Annotated in this window: 10 protein-coding genes and 1 pseudogene; all 11 read right to left on the bottom strand. The window is 34.3% G+C overall.

Features of this window, described 5'->3' with window-relative positions; genetic code table 11:
• Positions 1–294, bottom strand: a pseudogene (locus ACYVD3_RS07830) (hypothetical protein); the annotation flags it as partial.
• A gap of 295 nt (positions 295–589) precedes the next feature.
• The gene (locus ACYVD3_RS07825; protein ID WP_460641948.1) at positions 590–1,456 is read right to left on the bottom strand and encodes a hypothetical protein; all 867 of its coding nucleotides are present in this window, start codon (positions 1,454–1,456) and stop codon (positions 590–592) included.
• 56 nt (positions 1,457–1,512) lie between these two features.
• Positions 1,513–2,415, bottom strand: a complete 903-nt coding sequence (locus ACYVD3_RS07820; RefSeq protein WP_460641947.1) for a hypothetical protein — start codon at positions 2,413–2,415, stop codon at positions 1,513–1,515.
• Positions 2,416–2,750: 335 nt separating this feature from the next.
• Positions 2,751–3,377 (bottom strand): hypothetical protein, encoded by a 627-nt coding sequence (locus ACYVD3_RS07815; protein WP_460641946.1) that lies wholly within the window; start codon positions 3,375–3,377, stop codon positions 2,751–2,753.
• Between the two features lie 59 nt (positions 3,378–3,436).
• Complete coding sequence (locus ACYVD3_RS07810) at positions 3,437–8,032, bottom strand: NACHT domain-containing protein (protein ID WP_460641945.1); 4,596 nt, start codon at positions 8,030–8,032, stop codon at positions 3,437–3,439.
• A 109-nt stretch (positions 8,033–8,141) separates the two neighbouring features.
• The gene (locus tag ACYVD3_RS07805) at positions 8,142–9,014 is read right to left on the bottom strand and encodes a hypothetical protein (RefSeq protein ID WP_460641944.1); all 873 of its coding nucleotides are present in this window, start codon (positions 9,012–9,014) and stop codon (positions 8,142–8,144) included.
• Positions 8,989–9,846: a hypothetical protein gene (locus ACYVD3_RS07800; protein WP_460641943.1), complete on the bottom strand. Its 858-nt coding sequence runs from the start codon at positions 9,844–9,846 to the stop codon at positions 8,989–8,991. Before ACYVD3_RS07800 ends, ACYVD3_RS07805 begins: the two co-directional genes overlap by 26 nt.
• Positions 9,847–10,153: 307 nt before the next feature.
• Positions 10,154–10,609 carry a recombinase zinc ribbon domain-containing protein gene (locus tag ACYVD3_RS07795; protein WP_460641942.1) on the bottom strand — a complete coding sequence of 152 codons (456 nt, stop codon included), beginning with the start codon at positions 10,607–10,609 and terminating at the stop codon, positions 10,154–10,156.
• 107 nt (positions 10,610–10,716) lie between these two features.
• Positions 10,717–12,567 (bottom strand): ATP-dependent helicase, encoded by a 1,851-nt coding sequence (locus ACYVD3_RS07790; protein ID WP_460641941.1) that lies wholly within the window; start codon positions 12,565–12,567, stop codon positions 10,717–10,719.
• Entirely contained in the window at positions 12,548–14,443 is a 1,896-nt protein-coding gene (locus ACYVD3_RS07785) for an ATP-dependent nuclease (RefSeq protein WP_460641940.1), read from the bottom strand. Before ACYVD3_RS07785 ends, ACYVD3_RS07790 begins: the two co-directional genes overlap by 20 nt.
• A gap of 94 nt (positions 14,444–14,537) precedes the next feature.
• Positions 14,538–20,888: a hypothetical protein gene (locus tag ACYVD3_RS07780; RefSeq protein WP_460641939.1), complete on the bottom strand. Its 6,351-nt coding sequence runs from the start codon at positions 20,886–20,888 to the stop codon at positions 14,538–14,540.
• Positions 20,889–20,928: the final 40 nt, after the last annotated feature.

Here is a 20,928-nt window from a genome sequence, read left to right as displayed (position 1 = left end):
TAAGCGATTGGATGATAAATCAATTTGAGTTATCATATTATTTTGAAGAACCGTCAAGATATCTCCTTCCAGTATAGCACAGTCACTGTCATAACAGTAATGTCCACCTATCAGAGCCATAATTTTCGTTTGTTCTTGCATTACCACTTCAATACAGAATGTTTTTGAATAATCATTATGCTTCATATTAGCAGGATTAAATACTAAATCATATGGTTTGTTATCCGCCGAGTCAACCGTATATGTTGTGTCTACTGCTATATTTACGATATATTTATCATTTTCTAAATGCATATCCCACCCTCATATTATTAAGTACCTTACGGCGAAACTCCAACTTTTAACTTTTTGGCGTTACCCCATCCCCATTTAAAAATCAATCTCGCCAAACAGATTTATCAAAAAACACAGTATCATTTATCCGGCAAAGCTTTACAACACCGCATGAAATCAAGGTTTTCTCGACAGCAGACAAACGGTTTCTACGTTCCACTGAACTTATATATTATACTACATAGCGAAACTATGCCTTGCATATTAAGGGTGGGGTAAGGATTTACCCCCGCCAGCACATTACCCTTCATTTTCTTCATTTCTTGTTGTCTAAGTAAAAATATAGCCATCCATATTTTTTCTTAAAATCAATTTCCTTTGCTATATCATGCCCTGTGCAAATTACTGAAACCGGATTAATCGGAATTGGTAATGGAATATTGCATATCATTCCTTTCACAAGACTTTTTCCTATCTGCGGTCTTAAGTTTTTCGCCATTTCTATCAAGTCTTTACATATGATTTCATTAAAAATTTCACATGCCGTGTCCTTATCCAAATATTCATCACTTAATTCTGAAATTTTATTTCTGAATTGCTCCCAATAAGGATGATTCCTTAGTTCTATAATTTCGTCCCATGAATACTCTGAAATATCCGGTATAACACCAGAAATAATATTTGAAAAATTACTGTAGCCAATATTTTTTTCATCATAAAACATATGTTGTAACATTTTACGTTCAAGGTCCATCGGCAAAAAGGTACAATTCTCTTTTGCATTTAACAACATCCAATATTTTACTGAACTTGTAATACCCGCACCACCCATTATAACTTCATGCATTGCACCTGCATAAAAATCAGGAGATGCTAACTCAGTAGCATAATGTTCTTTTAATATTTGGGTTGTCATCTTATAATTACTATCTTCTATAATATCATCATCAATAAACTTTACATTTGGAATTACCTTAGTAGATGATACATGAATTTTCAATATTTCCTTTATAGTGTCTTGATTCCAATGCTCTCTATCTGCCACATCGTGAATTACTGATTCAATAAGCTCATCATCTGCCGACAACAATAGTTGATCGAACCAGAGTGATGCAAACTTTCCCTCCGCTGCAAAGTTTGCATTATTCATCAGAAGATTTAGCATCGACATATGTACCTTCATTTTAAACTCCTCCTAAAGAAATAATTCTACTCCGATAAAAACCGCTCATATTTCTTTCAAAACATAAATTCTATGACGCTCAAAGCATTCAAAATCTGTATACATTCATATTTTTCAATTCTTCTTGTCATCCTACCATGCATAAGCCAATTCCTATTCAAATATGGCGGTTCTATACCTTTGTGAAAAGGATATGGTTCATCATAAAATATTCGATTCAAATATTCTATTAATGATGGATACTTATCCAAAAAATATATTTTCTTTGATATTAAACCTCGTCTTTCAGTGAGTTTTTTAAAATCCTTAGTCTTTTGATTAACAAATCCCTTATTTGAATATTTGTCTTTGTTTTTCAGGCACTTATTAGGAAAATCGACTAATTGGTTTACTCTATAATCAAGCAACGCAAACAAATACATGGCGGCTGTCATATAATCTTTATCTTCAAAAACCTCTATTCCTTTATTAAAATATAGCTGATTTACATCTGTAATATATTTCTCTTTTAATCCTTGCACAATTACCTCAAGAATTGCTATACCATCTCCGTCAAAAAACTCAGCTACCTTCGATTCACCGTCACATAGCAATTGCTCCCAATTCTTAATATCTGCTGGATTAGAGTGTTCTGAAATGACCCAACCATTTCTCCCAAGTTTTTCACTCCGTTCAATCTCTTCCCTATATTTTTCTTCAAATTCAAGTTCTGTTAATCCTTCATTATCTCTAATCTCATGCTCATAGTTTTTGAGCATTTCTGCCATCTTAAGAAGCCCCGGCATGTTGCTGATATCTCGCAGCTTGTTTACTCGAGTGATGATTTCTTGGAATTCAGCCAATGTTTCTGGAGACATTGCCTCATATGTTTTTATAACACTTTTATGTAGTTCTTCCTGCTTCTTCGCTACTTCAAGTACTATCTTATATTCGTTTAAATTTTCAAAATCATTATTCATCTTCCTGCGTCCTCTTACATGATCCCTTATAATGTGAAAAAGCTTTTGTGTAAAAGAACCCTTTCGCCAAAATGTTCGTCACCCATTCCGACAAACCTATCCCCTGGGGTAAATCGCTTCTCATATTATCACACAACGGAAACAAAACACACATCCATTTTATTTGCAAAATGCTAAAATCCTTTGATTTATTGGGCTTTTCTCGACAGCAAACAAACTGTCTCAACGTGCGGTGGGACGGAAGTTTGATACTACATGGCGAAAATATTTGTTTCGCCATGTAGTACTCGTGAGTACTTTATTACTTTTTATCTTTTAATTTGTCCCAAATCATACTAAAAATTTGATAGGATTCCGTTTGTCTTCAATTCCGCATCAAGCAAGTCAAATTTATATTCTTTAATATCATTATCTTTTTTCAAATCATCTAAAATTTCACTCAGTTTCCTCTTCCTAAAATCCTTTGCAATTACATTATTTACCTTTTCTATCCTCCACAACTTTGGAGCACAGTACTTATACTTTTCCGCTTCCTTCTTTAGGCCAAATAACGGTGTGTCAGGTTTCGCATTCCAATCAACTATCAGTATCATAATAGCATTGTATAATTGTTTTGCCATCTCATCCCATTTAGTTTTTGAAATACCTGTTCCTCCAATGCTTCCTCTTGTTGATCCATCCGTTTTTAGCAAGTTGAATATTGGAAGCGAATTATTATTAGTCAATTCAAGTAAATGTTTTGCCGCTCCCATGCCACATTGAATCATTTCCTTTTTGCCAGTTACTTTATGGATACATTCAAAAATATAATATTGATCAGTAATCGGAGAAGCAGCATCACTATACTTCGTTTGACCATTGAGTAGTTTTGCATGAATTATTGGTACAATATCATATTCTTTAACTATTTGTTCTCTTTTTTCTTTTCCTCTACAATCCATATGCCCTCTCTCTATGTTCATTAATCCTCATTTTTTATCTTTCTTTAGTTAATTTAATAGAAACTACCCTATTGATCTCCTCACGGTTGCTCCTGTTCGGTCCATGTTTCACCTTTAATCATTCCTTCGCCATCCATATAATATAAACAGTTATAGTTTAATCGACCGAAGAAGTGTGTAACATGCGAAGTGAACAACTGTTTTTCTCCGCCAATTAACCATATTAATACATAATCATTATCCTTCAGCCATTCGCAAAAAACTTTCTTTTCAAACAAGGCACATGACTGGGTATTAATATCCAAACCTGGATCTCTGAAAACGACGGCCTTGTCCTTCATCCATTCTCCAGGTTTTTCTTTATTGTTTGTCAACTCCATTTCTTCAATTATCTTTTTAGAAGGCATATAAAATGATGAGCTTTCATCCTCCATGTGATCAAAGCTGTTTGTTGAAAACTCATACTCGTATAGAGGAACATGATATTCACATTCCGGACCTTTATCATACACTTCTTTTACAGACCAATCTGCTATATTATCATAGCATGGATGCCAGGGATACTCTCCCCAAAACCGCTGATTACCTGTATTCGGTATATAAATTAAGTCAGGGCTCCCTAACCGTCTGCCAGAAAAATAAGTCTCATATGCCTCAAAATCTCGTCGATTGATTATACAGGTATTGATCCTGTACCATAGTTCAGGTTCTCCGTGTTTATCATCATCAATTACAGCTTTTATTTTCCAATCACAGAAGGAACGCAAGGTTAACCATTGAACCCCTGTTTCCGGTTCGTTTGTACAAATAATCTTCTGAAAGTCTGGCAATGTCGTTTCATCCCATAACCATTTTTTTTGCTCCGCTAAATCCTCAGAATCAAATTTAAAATGGTATGGCCGCCACCAACGATATACTATGTCATCGTAACTTATATCCTTTTTAGCCTCAAACCAATAAGTAGGATCCATTTCTCTGACATCAATTTGCCATGGTCCCCAAAACTTACTATCATCGACATCTTCGTAACCTCTATCATTAAAGTACAAATTACCAGATAGGTGTTCTAGCAATTCATAGTAAGCAATCCATTGATACTTCTTTCCTATTCTTTCTATTAGTCCTCCATTTCTCCTATATGAATCCCCACAATAAACTCTTTCAAATTCTTCAAACAATTTTGAGGTCCATCCTAATAAATAGGCGCTCTTAATTACCCATCGTTTAGCCCATTCTAAATCAACTTTAGCATTACGGTTCGAAACACCTTCATGGCGTAGCCATTTTAAATACACCTGCTTTGTTTCGTCAAGCTTCTTGGATAATATGTCAAATTTTAATTCTTCTTTGCTTTTTTCTTGAATATTCTCTTCAGAAATATCATCATCAAAATCCTCTTGATATTCAAAACCTAACTCTTGGTTATCAAATTCGTCTTCATCATCTTGGATTGCACTTACAAAATCCCCTTTATACCGGATTAGGCTATTTATCCATTCTTTTGCATTTATCCTCCTTGCATCTTCTTCTGATACTCTTTTATTCAAAATTTCCATATACCTGTTTTTCAATTCTACTGGCAGACTTTCAGCAAATTCAACATTAAATTCATAACACGTCTTTGGTCTAGGTTCTGACAGATTGGTTGCTGTCCAATCCGTAACATCTTTCATGGTATACTTTCCAAAGTCATTTAAAAACCCTTGAACCGAGCTTTTAATCGATGAATTTCCTCCCTCAAGTGCATCAATTTCAGAAGGTAATGGGTTCTCCAATGGCCAGGTGCTTTTATATGGCGGACGAAATTCATTAATATTTTCAATTACATACTTCTTTTTATGGTAAGCGTATTCAATAATGCCTCTGGCATAATCCCGAGTTAACATATGTGGATTTTCAACGTTCTCAGTGAATTGATTTTCAATTACTCTTTTAACAATTTCATCAACACTAACCTCGTCCGGCAAATTTACTACTGCTCCATATGCTGCTGCATATAGACCATTTACTACATATGAATCATCTAGCCTGGAATATTTCCTTAGAAAACCAGAAATCTCATATGGTACACGTGAAAAAACTTTTGCCAGTGCTTTTATTGCTGACTGCCTCAACATTCGCTTCGAAGATGAGCTTGTCCAAAGTAGTACAATAGCAACCAAACGCAGCCGCTCATGCTCCACATTCTCCAAATTTTCATGATTAACCCAGTTAATAATCGTCCTGATTGGCGACTCTTTCTCACCATTACTCTCCGCATGATCATGTGTAGATATATATGTAGTCCAAAAACGATCCCGCTCTCCCAATAATAACTTTAATAAGTTTTTATCCAAAAAATCTGCATTCCAAGGATGATCTGGCTCTGTCGATAGTGATAATAATGTATCCAATGCCATGTTATCAAAAAAAGCAGAACGTATTTTATTTAAATAACTTAAGGTGCTATCATTAATTGAATCTTTCGAACGTAGTAATATTCCTTCAAGAAATGTATCTTCTAAGTATTGCTCATATCGCCAATCATTATCTTCATCAAATTTCAGAAAATCAAGCAGCTCCTTATGAAACTTTTCCGGGACAGCAATACCAAGAGCTTTTACAATTCCCCAATATTCATAACCATCAATTATTGCCTTTAAGTCTGAATCCTCATCAATCAGTTTTTGAAATTCATCCTCATTCTGACACGTTGCAACAATAGCATTTGCAATCGCAAAATCACTAAATCGCTCATATGTAAATCGTAGTATTTCGTTTTTTATTCCATCTCGATTTACACCAATATCAAGTGAGAAAAGTCCCTCACTAATTAAAATATCAAATAGAGTCCCCGCCCCATTACCTCCGCTGTCATATTGATTGATTATTCTCTCCGCCTCATTAACCGGAATACCCCAAAGACGATCTGGATATAGTTTTTTTACCATTTCAGATACTGCACTGCGCACTGTGTCCGTTCTATATGTTCCCTTAACCCTTCTTACCACATCTTGAATACTATCAAGATAAAATCCAAACAGATTATTATATCCTCTCAGACCTTTTGGAAATTCTTTTAATCCACTTTCTTTCAGCGCTTTACATGTTATTTTAAGAAATAGTGGGTTGCTAAATTCTGGAGCTAGAAAGGGAACTGCGGGTATGCTTATATCCTGCTTACTCAGGTATTTTAAAGCAGCTCTTTTTTCGAATCCTTCAAAACCTCTATGTTCTATTTTCGGAATATTCTTTAGTACTATATCCGGGATAATGAAGTCGGTGTAGGTATTACGGCAACTGAAAATAACCGCAATGTGCTCAAATGGCTGCAGTTCCAAGATAAATTTATTTATGTATGAATACCAATCTCTTCTATAATTTCCTTCATTAATTGCATCAATTACAATGAGAGTATTGGTTTTATATGTCACCCCTAACGTTTCTAATGCACCTAGAATGCTTGAATTGCTATGGTTTGTTAAATCTAATGTTTCAGCCAGAAAACGAATTGGATCTCCACCAGAATAATGCTCCCCTAACAAAAAAACGGTAGGTAATCCATCATCTATTCTCTTCAATACAAAATCACACAACAAATGTGATTTCCCACTTCCAGCTTCTCCGGTAATTAATAACCTTCTCAACTTCCCAGCCTGAATTTTCTCGTTTTTAAGTAACTCACCATATTTATCAAGAACTCTGCTAACATCATTTATTTGGCGATTGACATCTGCCCTATCATTTCGTTTCTCCGGCTCCTTAACATTCACATTATAAAGAAAGTCACTTAAGTCATTTAGGCTATCAATCAAAACCTTAATTTGGTCACAATAATCAGAAAGTTGAGAAAACAAAACATCTTCTTCTTTAAATTTAATTACATCAGCAACAAATATATCATATTTTTCTATGAATTCTATTAGAACTTGCTCCTTTTCAGGTATAAAAAAATTGCACTTAGTAATAGACTTAACATCTTTTCTACACCCATAAACTTCAGAAACAATGTTTCTAATTTCGCTTCTCCATTCCGCTGCCCTATCAATGCATGTAAGCATCTTCACAACCGGAAGTTCTACATGATTTTCAGGAGTGAAGCGCTCTCCTAAACAGGTTTTGGCATTCTTGGCAATGTTTTTCAGTTTTTCACTTGTGACAACTGCCGCATTAAACCAATAAAGTATCTTGCCAGTATAAACTGGATCATCTTTTTGAAGAAGGTCAATTAATTCGCTCTTCCCCCAATATATAAAGTCAATTTTAGACCCCTTTTCAAAAGCTATCTTTTCCCACTTTACTTTATATGAATTCCATGTATCCAGAGCTGTTACCACTGGCTCTCCCTTTTTATTTTTTCTTCTGCTATCTGTTCTATCCCTTGGCACACATATATAATATTTTGTTATATTGGGGTGCTTTTCTATCGCACTTTGCACAGATTCATCAATTTGGCTCCACTGACTCGAATCTAATGCTTCAATAAAATATTTGGCCTGCCATGCCCACTCCGTTCCATCAGAGCATAGCCAAAAGCACTCTACCCCTGCATCTCCACCAGCCCCCTCTTTTCTAATAAAGGATTTTGCATTTCTTGGTGGAGCCAATCTTGCAAGTTGACATACGAGTTCTTCAAAACCATTTTGTTGACTGCCATCATACGCTTTAATATTTTTAAAATCAATATTAACCATCATATGCATTTTCTCCTGTCTTAAAGTAAACCATAATAAACATAACCATCACTTTCTATCAAATAGTTTCTCCGCTATTTTAGTAATGTTAAAATTCCCCCTCTTATCTTTCTTATGATAATAAATCAACCGGAGTCAATATCCCGTTTTTGCACTTTAATTTCCATATTTTTTTAATGCATTCTGCGGGAACATCAAAATCTCTTTTTAGAAAAATTATTGGATTATACATATCACAAGCCATAGCTTTTTTTACTTCTCCGAATGCAAGTAAATTAACACTATATTTTATTAACAGCTCTGTTTTCATTTCATTATCAATATCTGCATTGAAATTTTCAATATCAATTTTATTAATTGGTACTTGAAAAGAAATCAAATAGTTGCTACACCTTTCCGTATAATTGTCAGCAATACTACGATCTCCAAACGCATTTGATAAACTCTTTAAGATTTCAGGAGAACCTAACCACCCTCGACAATGTTCTAGTCTAAAATCCACTGCAAATAAATATCCATTTACATTAAAATCGTTAGTTGTTCCTTTCCCACCCAAACGCATAAGTAAATTTGAAAAATTGAGTTTTTTCACATCTATTTCTTTTCCGTCCTTTTTCATCAACAAATGATTATCTTCAAATTTAAATTGAAAACCCAATCCAGCTAAATATAATGAAAGTACGGTTTTATTTACTAAGGCATGGGGTAATGTGCAAATGCCTTCTTGAAAAACATTTTCTATAAATTCCCGTGGGGCAATATGGTGTACAATTAAATGTTCTATGGGATACGGATTTTCGCATCTACAAATATTTTTCAAACTATCTATTTCCATATCTTTTATAACATGCTCATTATAATTATTGCTTACAATTTCTACTGCTCTCTCAGTAATATACTCTTTAATTACATTAACATCAGTAGTTAGAATACTCGCAAGGGAATTATATATTCGTTCATTACTTATAGTATCTAAAAACATCATTCCTCCATTCATCAGCAGGCATACACTTTAAAATTCTATCTGGTTCTATAATTCTTCCTGGTTTCATATATGCAAATATTTGAGATGCGGAATCTGAAAAAGTACTACTCACAGCTCTGGAAAAAAGCCATCTTTTCAATCCTATCCAATTATTATGGTAATCTTGTAAATAATCCGCTTCGCTTTCATAAAATGTGTAGTATTCAAAGTCTACTATTTTTGCCTTAAATTTAACCACATACGGCTTGCTGGCTTTTTCCCATTCATCATCAATTCCCTTTGTTTCTTTATTAAATTCTGATAATGTAAGCAAGAATTCAGGTGCTCTATGTATCGTTCCATAATCATAAATGTCTTGACAAAAGAAAAATCCATTTACTTGAAAGTCATAATAAATTTTACGTCCTATTTTATGCAGCACATTTTCTCTCTTTGCTACTCTATCCAAATCTCTATATTTTTCGTAATCAATATCGTAATCCATACCATTGACATACATTCTTTTATCAGTAATATCAAATTGAATTCCATGTTCAGACAAAAAAATATTTAATCCATTTTTCTCTTGTAACACCTTTTTCAAATCTCTTAGTCCATTTTTCCTTATCTCTGCACAGCCATCATTGTTAGTTGTTACGTGAATAACTACCAATTCTAATTGCTTAATATCCATATTTTTAATTTCAAATAAGTGCTTTTCAAAAAAGGTATCAAAGTCATTATTACATTCTAATATATAATCTGATACAAGGCCTCCTTTTTTTATATCCAAAACAGTATGTAGCCATTCATATGAAATATCTGGATTTGTTATATCAAAATAGTTGTCCAAACAATCACCTCCCCTTTAGTTTCCCTATAATATTTTACCACATCACCCTTGCTTTTACCATCTGAAAAAGGGCAAGAAAAAAGCCGATCCGGTCGCATTTCCCCCAATCGGCATCTTATCTTACACATCTTCACTTCTACACTCAATCTCTGTTCCATCCAAAAATACCACCCTCAGCGCACCGTCCTCAATTATCTTAATATAATCAAGTGTTTTCAACACCAGGTCCGTATTCAACTTCTGTATTAAATCTGCTTCTGTTACTAATTCTATGAATACCATCGCCCGATATCTTATAAGCGGATTTTCACTTTTTTTTCTGAAGTCCCCATTTCTTTATAAAATGTTCTCTATTTTCTAAAATCCCATTCCAGGCCATAACAAACGCCTTCTCCAACGTACTTTCCTCAACATGCCGATTCGTACACCCCATAACCCCTTTCACTTTATACCGCTCGCTGCATTGCCATACCCTCCGAATCTCCCCTGTACTGCTCTGCCATCCCTTACGGGTAAAAACCTTATTACATTCCCCGCAGATAATCTTTGACGCAAACGGATTCCTCTCTGTATTATTAGAATAAGACTTAGCCCCATGTTCCTTCAGATAACACTTTCTTCTTGCAATTTCCAGCTGCACACACTCCCAAATCCATGGCTCAATAATCGCCTCATGATCTTCTTCAATATAATACATCTGAATCTCCCCTTGATTCATCACCCGCTTCTTTGTCAGAAAATCCGTTGTATAACTCTTCTGCAAAATTGCATCACCCTTATACTTCTCATTAGCTTGTGTCAAGACGTACAACAAAAAAATACTCACTTTCGATTGCAAAACTGAAAGTGAGTATTACTGTTTCAAAGTAGTTATAACTCCGTAATATTAAGATTTTGTAGGAAACGCGAATGAGTTTGTCTCTTTATATCTCCCCAAGGCATCATCTTGTATCTTGTATAAGTCAGATAACATAAGCGTTTTGCGCGTGTAACTGCAACATACATATTATTTCTTTCCTGCTCCATCTCCGGACCACCAGAATTGACCGCACGATAATCTGGAAATGTTCCTTCTGACAGGCCAATTACAAAAACAACTTCGTATTGTAGACCCTTCGACATATGTGCAGTGAGTAATGTAACACCTTTATTTGAGGTTACATCTTGAGTTTTTCCAAGCGACATATAATTTCTAAAAGAAAGTAAAGATCTATTTTCGCGCTGCACTTGACTTACATATTTTTTCCAATGTATCTCCCACTGATTGATATCATTTATAATTAAATACCTTGCATCATCTTCCAAAACGGTCGGAAGGTCAGTTTTTATTTTGGAGATTACCTTGGCAAAATTAAAATCTCCTGTATTCAATAAAACAAATGAGTCTAATAAACTACTGTATATGGTATTTTGAAGTGCCTGATTCAAAACGTCATAACCATCATTCGAAATTGATATTTTACCTATATCTGAATTTGCTATCTTACACAATTCTCTTAAATGAATCAAATCTTTGGCATTTAATAAAAGGCGAATCCCCAACTCAAAAACCCTCATATATTCCGATTCATTTTCTACTCCAGTAGAGCTCTTTTTATAAAAATACGGAATTCCTTGTTCAGATAATAAACCTTCTACAGTATTAAGTATATACTTGTTTCGTGAAATTATAGCAAACGAGTTATAATCCAACGGATTTTCTATATCCGTATGCCCTGTTTTTAGTAGCTCTTTCATCTTATATAAAATAAATTCCGCTTCTCGTTTCTCATCTTCAAAAGCAAATGCAGCTAACTCTCCTTCAAATACATAATTTGCTACGCTTTCATAATTTTCTAACTGGTTGGCAAAATTCACTATTGCTTTAGCTGATCTATAATTCTCGTTTAAGATATATATTGTGGGTTTAAATTCACTTACAAACCGCTCAGACATCAATGTACTATCAGATCCATTAAATCCGTATATAGATTGATTCTCATCTCCAACCAGCATTATATTTCGGCACTCGTTTCCACAAAGCGCCTTTATCACTTCATATTGAGCAAAATTTAGATCTTGAGCTTCGTCAACACAGATGAATTTATATAACGAATTATAAAGCTTAACTACAGATGGGTTTTCAGTCAAAATTTGGTATGCGTAAAATAATATATCATCAAAATCTAAAGCATTTTGTTTTAAAAGTAATCGATTATATTCCCGATAGATCGTAGGAAACGGTTCCAACATCTCACTCATTTCTGGCGATGCAAACTTCTTCTTTTGTTCTGAAATTAACGATAAGCATTTTTGTAAAAAAACATTGGGCTTTTCTTTCTCTTTAAGTATTTCTAAAAGTTGCGGTTCACTTGAAAAAACATCTCGTAATACTGCTTGTTGATCAGAACTATTTTCAAAAATAACCATATCCCTGCCTAATCCAATTAAATTACCTCTTGTTTGGACTAGGTCAAGGCAAAAAGAGTGTATAGTTCCTACCGTTACATTATCAATTAATTCGCTAATGGAATTATCCTCTTGAAGTCTGTTGCGCATTTCTTCTGCTGCTAAATTACTAAAAGTTAAAGCAAGAATTTTACAACGTTTTTTTGATAAAAGTAAGTGTTTAATTCTTTCAATGAGAACTCTCGTTTTTCCACTACCAGGACCAGCTTTAACAAGAATTGCTCCATCAACATGATTCACTATCTCTTCCTGCTTAGCTGATAACTTCATCATTTCTATACTCCTCCTTTTTCACTATATCTAGCACTTTAGAAACTTCTTCAAAAAGTACTTTTACTTTGGGCGGTATTTTTCTGCTAATCTCTGCTTGAGAAATAATCTTTTGTGCAACAAAAGAAGCATATTTTGCCTTTGCTCTTTTACCAGTACAGCAATCATAAACTGCGCGTTTTTTACCTCCATCTCCATCATAATCTCGCAATACATCTTCATAAATATCCTGTTTGCAAGTTTCACATCTTGGTTTACCAGAAGGTTTACGTCCACAAGATTGATGATTGTTTGTTTTTACATAATTATCAAAAAATTCTTCGTTTTCTTCGCATTCATTAATCGCAGATATTATTATTTCTTCATAGCCACTAGCCAATAGATGGCGTTCATAATCTTCTCCATGATCAAGAATAACCACATTAGGCAATGTCTCAATTAATTCATCAGTAATTGCCTTAACAGCCTTCTTAACGGTCTTAATTGCGCTAGATTCACCATCGCTAAAAATAAACCATGGTATTTTTAAATCTTTAATTAAGTTTAAGAAAGTTATATAGTTTTGTCCGCCTATTCCAATTATGTTGATACCGCCACAAATCGCTTCTACACCAAAGTATTCTTTAAAATATAATGGCAATGCTTGTTCCTCAGTTATTCCTTCACATAATATTATTGCATTAGAGAACAATAATTCTCCTCGAGTATTTATTACTTCTCTTTGTATTCTGTTTAATTCCTCTGGAGTATATTTCGTTATATTAAAATGAGTAGCCTGAGTTTTCCCATTTGCTTTTTCAATATGGATAATGTCACCAATTTCAGCTTGCGCAACAACACTCGGAGAATGAGTACTAATTATTTTCTGCCCGTTGAACCCTATTATTTGTGAATAAAGCTGGCGTTGGGCTTGAGGATGTAGATGTGCTTCTGGTTCTTCCATTGTTAACATGACATAATTCTCAGCCTCTTCATCGTCTATTTTGATTTTTTCTATATGCCAATCAACATAAGCGCCCAAAGTTAAAAAAGATATCCAACTACGTGTTCCCATTCCATGTTGGGAAATAGAAAACTTTGCTGATGTCCCATCTTTATATACAATATCCATTCCTTTGTGAAGGTCTGATATTTTGCGAGCAAGAGGTTCTATTTCGACAACGCTTGCTGATGCTCCCATTGTTTTTCCAATAGAAGACATTCTTTGATTTGTTTGTTGTAATGCTGGAATATTTTTTACTATTTCAGTGTTAATTCCATTTAATTGTCCTTCTAACTCAGTTACCAGTTCATCCGATAAGTCGCTTTGCGATGTAGCTCTCCCAAAATATGATTTTTTATTTCTTATGTCTTCCACGGCGTCACGATGGGCATCCATATAAAAAGAGGTTATTGAGTCAACCATATCATTCCCAAAGTTCTTTTTGTTTCCTACCACTGCTTTATCAATGCAGTCATTCCATTCAAGAACGGGCTTCTTTAGAATAGTATAATCATTTTTTCTTAAATCAAACTGTATGGTAGTCCTTATACCAACAAAATCCCCATTAGTTTCATCTGTAGTAATCCACGCATCTGTAAACACACTTGTCCAAAAGTCTGAAAATGTTTTTTGAATAATTCCTTCAGAGTTTAATGGTTTTAAAAGAATATCGATAATTGCAATTTTATCGTGAGCTAGTCTTTCATCTGCCGATATAAAAACATCAGATTCAGAAATTTCTCTATAACCTCCCAAGGCAAGATCAACTGCTTTAAGCAAATTAGACTTACCACTATTATTCTGACCTATTAATATATTTGTCTTTCCCAAGTTTAAATCTATATTCTCTATAGAACGAAAATTCTTAACACGAATATTGGTTAGAATTATTCCCATTATCTGACCTCCTCAGCTTATTGATCTATATATTATCCAAATTAGAATCTTTAACTAACAGTTGTCTTGGATTAGTAAATCTTATATATATTGACTAATCTTCTTCGTCCCGAAATGATAACTGTCTCCAAGTTACCTCACTACTCTTATTGTCTATTTCTAAAGAAAATAACTTCTTTTCTTTAGCTGGCTTACTTGGAGTTCCATAGAATTTATAGCTGTCATCCTCAAATGAAATGGACACCTCAAATATAATAACTTGATTTCTTTTTTCTAATGTATCCAGCAAGCACTCTTTTTTCATAATAACCATGTTTCCATATGTAGTATGTTTTTCATATCCACTTTCATCTTCCGGCTCGCTCCAATGATACGCTTGAACAGGGAAGTCATCAACATTATATATTCTCGAATGTAAAATTTGTTCTTCCAACGTTACAGACAATTGCTTAGCGAGATCATGAGATACCCCCACTAAGTAGTTCGACGTAGTAAGATAATCTTTTAATAACAGGTCTTTTTTATCAAGTGCATAATCTGGAAAAGTAGTGATTACATCACATGATGGATAAATAACAGGGTCGGGTTGTTCTTCGTCCTCATATTCATCTTCCTCAAAATAAAAGTGAGAAAGTGCGGTATAATGTTTTTCCATTTCTGCTACTAGACTATCAATATTTTTCTTCTCAACAAAGGCACTTTCTATACGAATATGCCTGTTGCTTTGTTGAAAGCTTATAAAATATTCCATATTGAGGGAAATTCCCAAGGCATGGTCAATTATTGAGAACGCTAAGTCACTTGGAATAAAATACTGTCGCTCCGGTTTATTTTCTACCGTTTTCGTAAAATCCCAAAGAAAAGGAATCAGAGGAATATGGTTACGAAATTCAAAGCACCAGAATCCGGACTTCCCCGGCAAATATTTATTTAACCAATCTTCATATGATGAATCTTCATCTTGGATCTGTTCCTTGTTTTGACGATACTTATCTGCTACATAAAACATAGAATGCCATTCTGCATACTTTTCCAGTGTTTCTACGGTAGGAATAGCACCATGATCATTATAGGTTTTTGAGTAGTCATCTTGATGTAAGTGTTGTTTACTCCATTCTCTTGCATTCTGACTTGTAATCTTAAACTGTGCAACAAAATAATCACATTCAGTTGCTATTTTCTCTTCAGTACATGAAAACATCCCTGCTAAATCATCATACCAATAAGGTAATGTATCCATCGTATCAAAATCAAACTTCCAATTTTGAGTACGATCTTTACATTCAAGTTGATAATAAGACATTTTTTTCATATGGCTATCACTGCTTTTGCACTGATCACAAATAGATAACTTCTCTAGATCATGAGGCTCACAATAGGGAGCTACTTGCAGGCAAATATCTCTGGCTATTCTGCGATGTAAGGCATGCACTACTCCTTCATCACATGCAATAGATTTGAAAAAAGCATATAACGAAATAAGTAACTTTGCATTTGCCTTTCCTATCCTGAGACAGGTTGCTAAATACCAAAGTCTTGCTGACTCCACAAAAAAGTAATTATTTTTATTCAAATACTTTAAGGACAGTGGCTGAAAGTATAGTTCAGAAATTTGTATTACTATTCTTGCATCGTTAAGCAGATAAGAACGCAATAGGACATGAGCTGCTTTACATCGCACCCCCTTGTCCTTGTGCCCCAGCAAACGCCATATAAAGCATGCTACGCTACTATTAAAATTTTCATTTTCCTCTGTCTCCGGTTTATAGCTTTCATTATCTCCAGAAGCAGGATGTATTTTACCCATTTCAATCTCTGATGTCCATTTTAGCAGTTCTTCCGCTTCGTCCACAGAAAGGGCAACCGACATTCTACAAATCGCCTTTACAAGTTGTTCGTCATAAAGCTCAATATGATTCGATACATATTCTAAAAAGGCATTATACTGCGTCGCAGCATCAGCAGGGAACACGTGGAGTATTGTCCTAAACTCATCATCATATCCGTTATATAAATGTAAAAGCTCTCTCGAAAACGCTTGTAAATAATGCTTTTGTTTCTGAATATCATTGCGCCATTCATCAATTTGTGGCCACGCTTTTACGCTATCTACAAAATCTGCAATGATGCGCAATATTTTGGTACCTCCTAATCGATAATAATCATGTGAAATAAGCTCAAACAGCCATGTTAAAGCTTCTGTATATCCATTAGGTAAAAGTTTTTCCAGCCATTCCTTAACAAATTTTTCTCTATCTGTAGTATTTAGTTTTATCAGTCTCTTTTCCAACGCCTGTTGCGATACTATATTACTTTCATCTACATACTTGTTTATATTCACTTCACTGTGTGCATCTGAACGGTTATTATCATAGTTTCGGTTTTGCGTTTCCAATGTTTTAAAAAAACTGCCCATCGCTCTGATCTTATCAGTATTTAGCTCTGGAGAAGACATGTTCGAATCTAAATATTTCACAATGCACTGACTTCTATATTTCTTTTCGTCCATAGGAATATTAAAAAGAACGTCATGTATTAAAATTTCAAGTACTGGCTTCTGTTGCCCAGGCGTAAATTGTGAAATTCTCTTCAAAATCACGTCTACCAGATCATTGTACTGTGATGATAAGTCAGGAAGCAGTAGGCCCATTAAGGCTACTGCATTCTCAATCGAAATCTGATTTGTTTCTATTAATGTACCTAATACAATCGGTACAGTATCTTGCAGTGAAAATCCATCATAATTATCTCTATCATCCATACGACAGAGTGCTCCCCAAATACTTACGGGGGAGAGCAGTGAGGCAGCTGAAAATGACTCATAATATGGAAAGTTTTTTGTATCCCCTATTTTTCTGCAAAAGTCTTCACTTAAGCGAATAATTCTATAGGCCAGTACGGGATTATCCGTATCATCTTTGTAAATTTTTTCAGCAAGTGTTTTATATAGGTAAATTTTTCGATAAGACTCGTATTCCAGTCCCTTTGTACATTCAATTGCCTTGGCAAAATATTTTGCCCCAAGTCCTTTATTAATTCTTCGCCCCATTTGGGCACAACTTAAATAAACCTCAGCCATTTCTTTGGCTGAAGCTGGGTATTTTTCATAGGTAGCATTAATTTCCTCCAATACGGCTACCCCTGCCTGGTAAGCACGTTCATTGCATATCAATTTTTTTAAAAGTTCCAGCTTAAATTGGGGCGATGTATTTCCTATATTCAAGGTTTTATCTATTAGTTCTTTAATTTCTCTTTGATTCAAACTCTGTTCGGAGCAAATCGACTCAGCGAACACCAGCAATCCTATTTCAAATAATTTATGCTTATCATAGGAACGAAAACTCCATGAAGAACGATCGAGCTTTGAAAGTGTCTCTTTGCATATAGCTAGAGAATTACCGCTTTCACTTTTTTGAATACAAATTAACCGAAATACATAAAGTGGTAATAAAAAATCTACCATTTGTGTTATGGATTTTTTTTTATCTTTTGATTGAGGTTGTTCTGAATTCGTATTAATTTTCCAGAAATCCTCTGAGTTAGTAGATAATCCTTTACTCACATGACATAATGCATAATATCGTAACGCATCAGATAATTCTTCTTGCTCATCCTCCCTATAAAGAGAAGGTACACTTGAAAACTGAAATTCTATAGAAAATTTATTTATAATATCTGACACGATACCCTTAGCATCTTCCATATACAATATATACTCGACAAACATCAGTAATTGTTTTCTACTGAAACGGCTTTCCGGAATTGCAGTCATCCGATTAAATAATTTTAACAGGTTATCAGTATATAATTGCGGTGGTGTTTTTCCTAATGAAATATATGCACAAGCGATAGCTAACTTATTGGGGCTTGACCATTTCTGTAATAATAGAACTTCACAAAGTTCGCAATAATCATATTTTAAAAGCTTTTGAAAAAGTTTATATACAAATTTAGTTGCAGCCTTTCTAGGATTCCAACCACATATCCAGTCAACCGCCTTTTCATTTTCTCCTAATCTCAACATTGCTTCTGCAATATTAATGATATCTTCTGTTCTAGGTCGCGAATGATAACCTCTATCATCTTCATTTTTATTATAGTAAACTCTAATTGCTGCTATATAGCTTTTTATGTATTGCTGGGATAGGGTTTGATGGATTGGCAAACGTGAAAAAACTAGTGCTGCCTTTCCTAAACTATCAAAATCATTTGAATCCGTATAAAAAGTATTATATACCGACAATTCATCACAATACATAACAGTTTCATCGGGTGCACTCAAAAGTAATTCCTTTAGTGCTTCCTCTTTAGCATTATAATCAATTAGCCTATACACCAATTTACATGCTAGCAAACGATTCTGGGGAATATGCATCTCACGTCTCTTCAGAACATATTGTATTCGTTGTTTCATTATTTGATTTGCTTCTGCGATTCCAATAGCAGAAGCATCTATTTTTTCATTTAGTGCAATCTGAACTAAGCCATCAAAATAATCTGCCTTATCCATAAAAATGTGTAAATATCTAGCACAGTATGAATTTATTACTCTATTTTGATACATATAATCAGCAATACGCTTGATTGCAATTTTATTGCCTTCATAGCAAGTTCTTAAATATGTTTCAAAATCCTCATCCTTAAGAAATATAAAAGAATCAGCTATATAAAAGCCACGACGACATTCCACACTCATGCTCAACAAGGTATCAAACGTTATAGAACAAAGTTCACATAACATAGTAGCTGGAATTGGTCTTGGCAAATTTATTAGCGCAGAAAATAGAATTTCTATATCCACTAGGCTTTCATATTGTTTTTTAGTAGCATTAATAAACTCTTTAAATAAAGAGTCCATAGTCTTTCCTTTTGGTTTTATCTGTAATAGCATTTCATCAATCGAACTAGCTTCAGATAACATGTACGATTGTAAGCGAGGATTCCTATCTGTAAGCAAATGAAATTCTTCACACTGCACATCAGTTGCGTCCGGAAATATAGAAAGGATATGGTGGGAGCTTTCAGACAATTCAAATGGAGGAAGATTAATAACTTCCGCTTCATCTCCAAAGGGAATAAGCTGTTGTCTTTCTATTCTTGTAGTAACAATTATCCACACGCCATCAGGAAGAGTTTGTTTTAATAATCCCTGCAAAAAGCATTCTTCCTTAAACACATTAGCAGCCACCATACTGTTATCTGCTGCATCTATGATAATTACTACTGCCGCTGATGGATTTTGCTTTTTTACATAAGATACTGCTTTTTCCAATCGGTCGTTCATCATACGCCAGTATTCATATTCTTTAGAAAGCCGGCCAACTATCCAATCTGTTCCACATTCTATTGCTAATGTGTTACAAATTTGTGGGATTGCTATTTCTGTTAAATGCCTTCGCTCACCGGGTTGCAGAAATGAGCCTCCACCATAACAATCATATAATACCATTACTGATTCTTTAGGTAAAACATTATGTAAATGACTTACAAAAGTAGTCTTACCTGCACCTGCAGTTGCTTGCAGACAGATAACCTTTTTTTTGTTTTCCTGAATGCATTTAGCAATATCATTTTTGATATCACGTTCAATATAGGTATCTAAATCCCATTGGATTTTTATTGGTGCTGGAAACACCTCATTAACGTTGGTATCAAGCGCTGCCAAAACATATTCTTGATTCATCGGAAAACCAAGTGTATTTTCAGGAAGCATCCTTTCTCTCAAGTGCATAATTAAAGAATTGTATCTGCTACGTATATCGCTTGTATTCCAATTGCCTAATTGCTTTATTATTTCTGCTCTATGGATACTTCGAATATCAGTACCACAATCATCAAAATTCAGTATCAACAAAAAATTAATAAAACTTGTAGAACTCAATTTTGAAGTTTTATATATTTTATTAATATCTTCTTTGCATTTAGGAGTCAATTTTTTTATTAAATCGCTCGTACGTCTATACTTTTTTTCCTTTAGTATGGTTATGCATTCATCTATGTTGGCTGAAAAATCTGTTTGTAAACTACGGTTGCTGACCAATTTCAGGATGAGTTTCGAATTGACATTGTCATATTTCTCACAAAATCCGTTATAAGTGTCCGCCAATCGCCGAATAATCGAATTACTATTATTAGTGCTAGAGCATAAATTAGATGCCGTCCATGGCTTTTCCATTTGATAGGCACTGTATTTTAACTGCGAGAAAACAATTTGCTGAGCTTTTTCAAAGCTATTCCCACCATAATACTCTGCTAAATCAATAGAGTATAATTTTTTTTCATCCTCAATTTGAATAGAGTCTTCCCATGTAGGCCCTTCAACTGATATAGCTGTCAGTTTACTATGCGGTTTAAGTATTTCTAAAAGCTTCCTACATGCCCAGACCAGATGAAAATCATCACCTGCATTTGATGCAACTGCACCCGCATTGTTTCTCTTTTCCACTAAAAATACACCACCTTTGTTCTACTATTCTGAATGCAAA

It is taken from the genome of Lacrimispora brassicae (assembly GCF_054772055.1).
Note: the sequence above shows the minus strand (reverse complement) of the source record. Positions and strands in the feature narration are given on the sequence as shown.

Coding starts and splice junctions, on each gene's coding strand:
- ACYVD3_RS07825 (WP_460641948.1), bottom strand. CDS start 1,456: ATGAAGGTACATATGTCGATGCTAAATCTTCTGATGAATAATGCAAAC.
- ACYVD3_RS07820 (WP_460641947.1), bottom strand. CDS start 2,415: ATGAATAATGATTTTGAAAATTTAAACGAATATAAGATAGTACTTGAA.
- ACYVD3_RS07815 (WP_460641946.1), bottom strand. CDS start 3,377: ATGAACATAGAGAGAGGGCATATGGATTGTAGAGGAAAAGAAAAAAGA.
- ACYVD3_RS07810 (WP_460641945.1), bottom strand. CDS start 8,032: ATGATGGTTAATATTGATTTTAAAAATATTAAAGCGTATGATGGCAGT.
- ACYVD3_RS07805 (WP_460641944.1), bottom strand. CDS start 9,014: ATGATGTTTTTAGATACTATAAGTAATGAACGAATATATAATTCCCTT.
- ACYVD3_RS07790 (WP_460641941.1), bottom strand. CDS start 12,567: ATGATGAAGTTATCAGCTAAGCAGGAAGAGATAGTGAATCATGTTGAT.
- ACYVD3_RS07785 (WP_460641940.1), bottom strand. CDS start 14,443: ATGGGAATAATTCTAACCAATATTCGTGTTAAGAATTTTCGTTCTATA.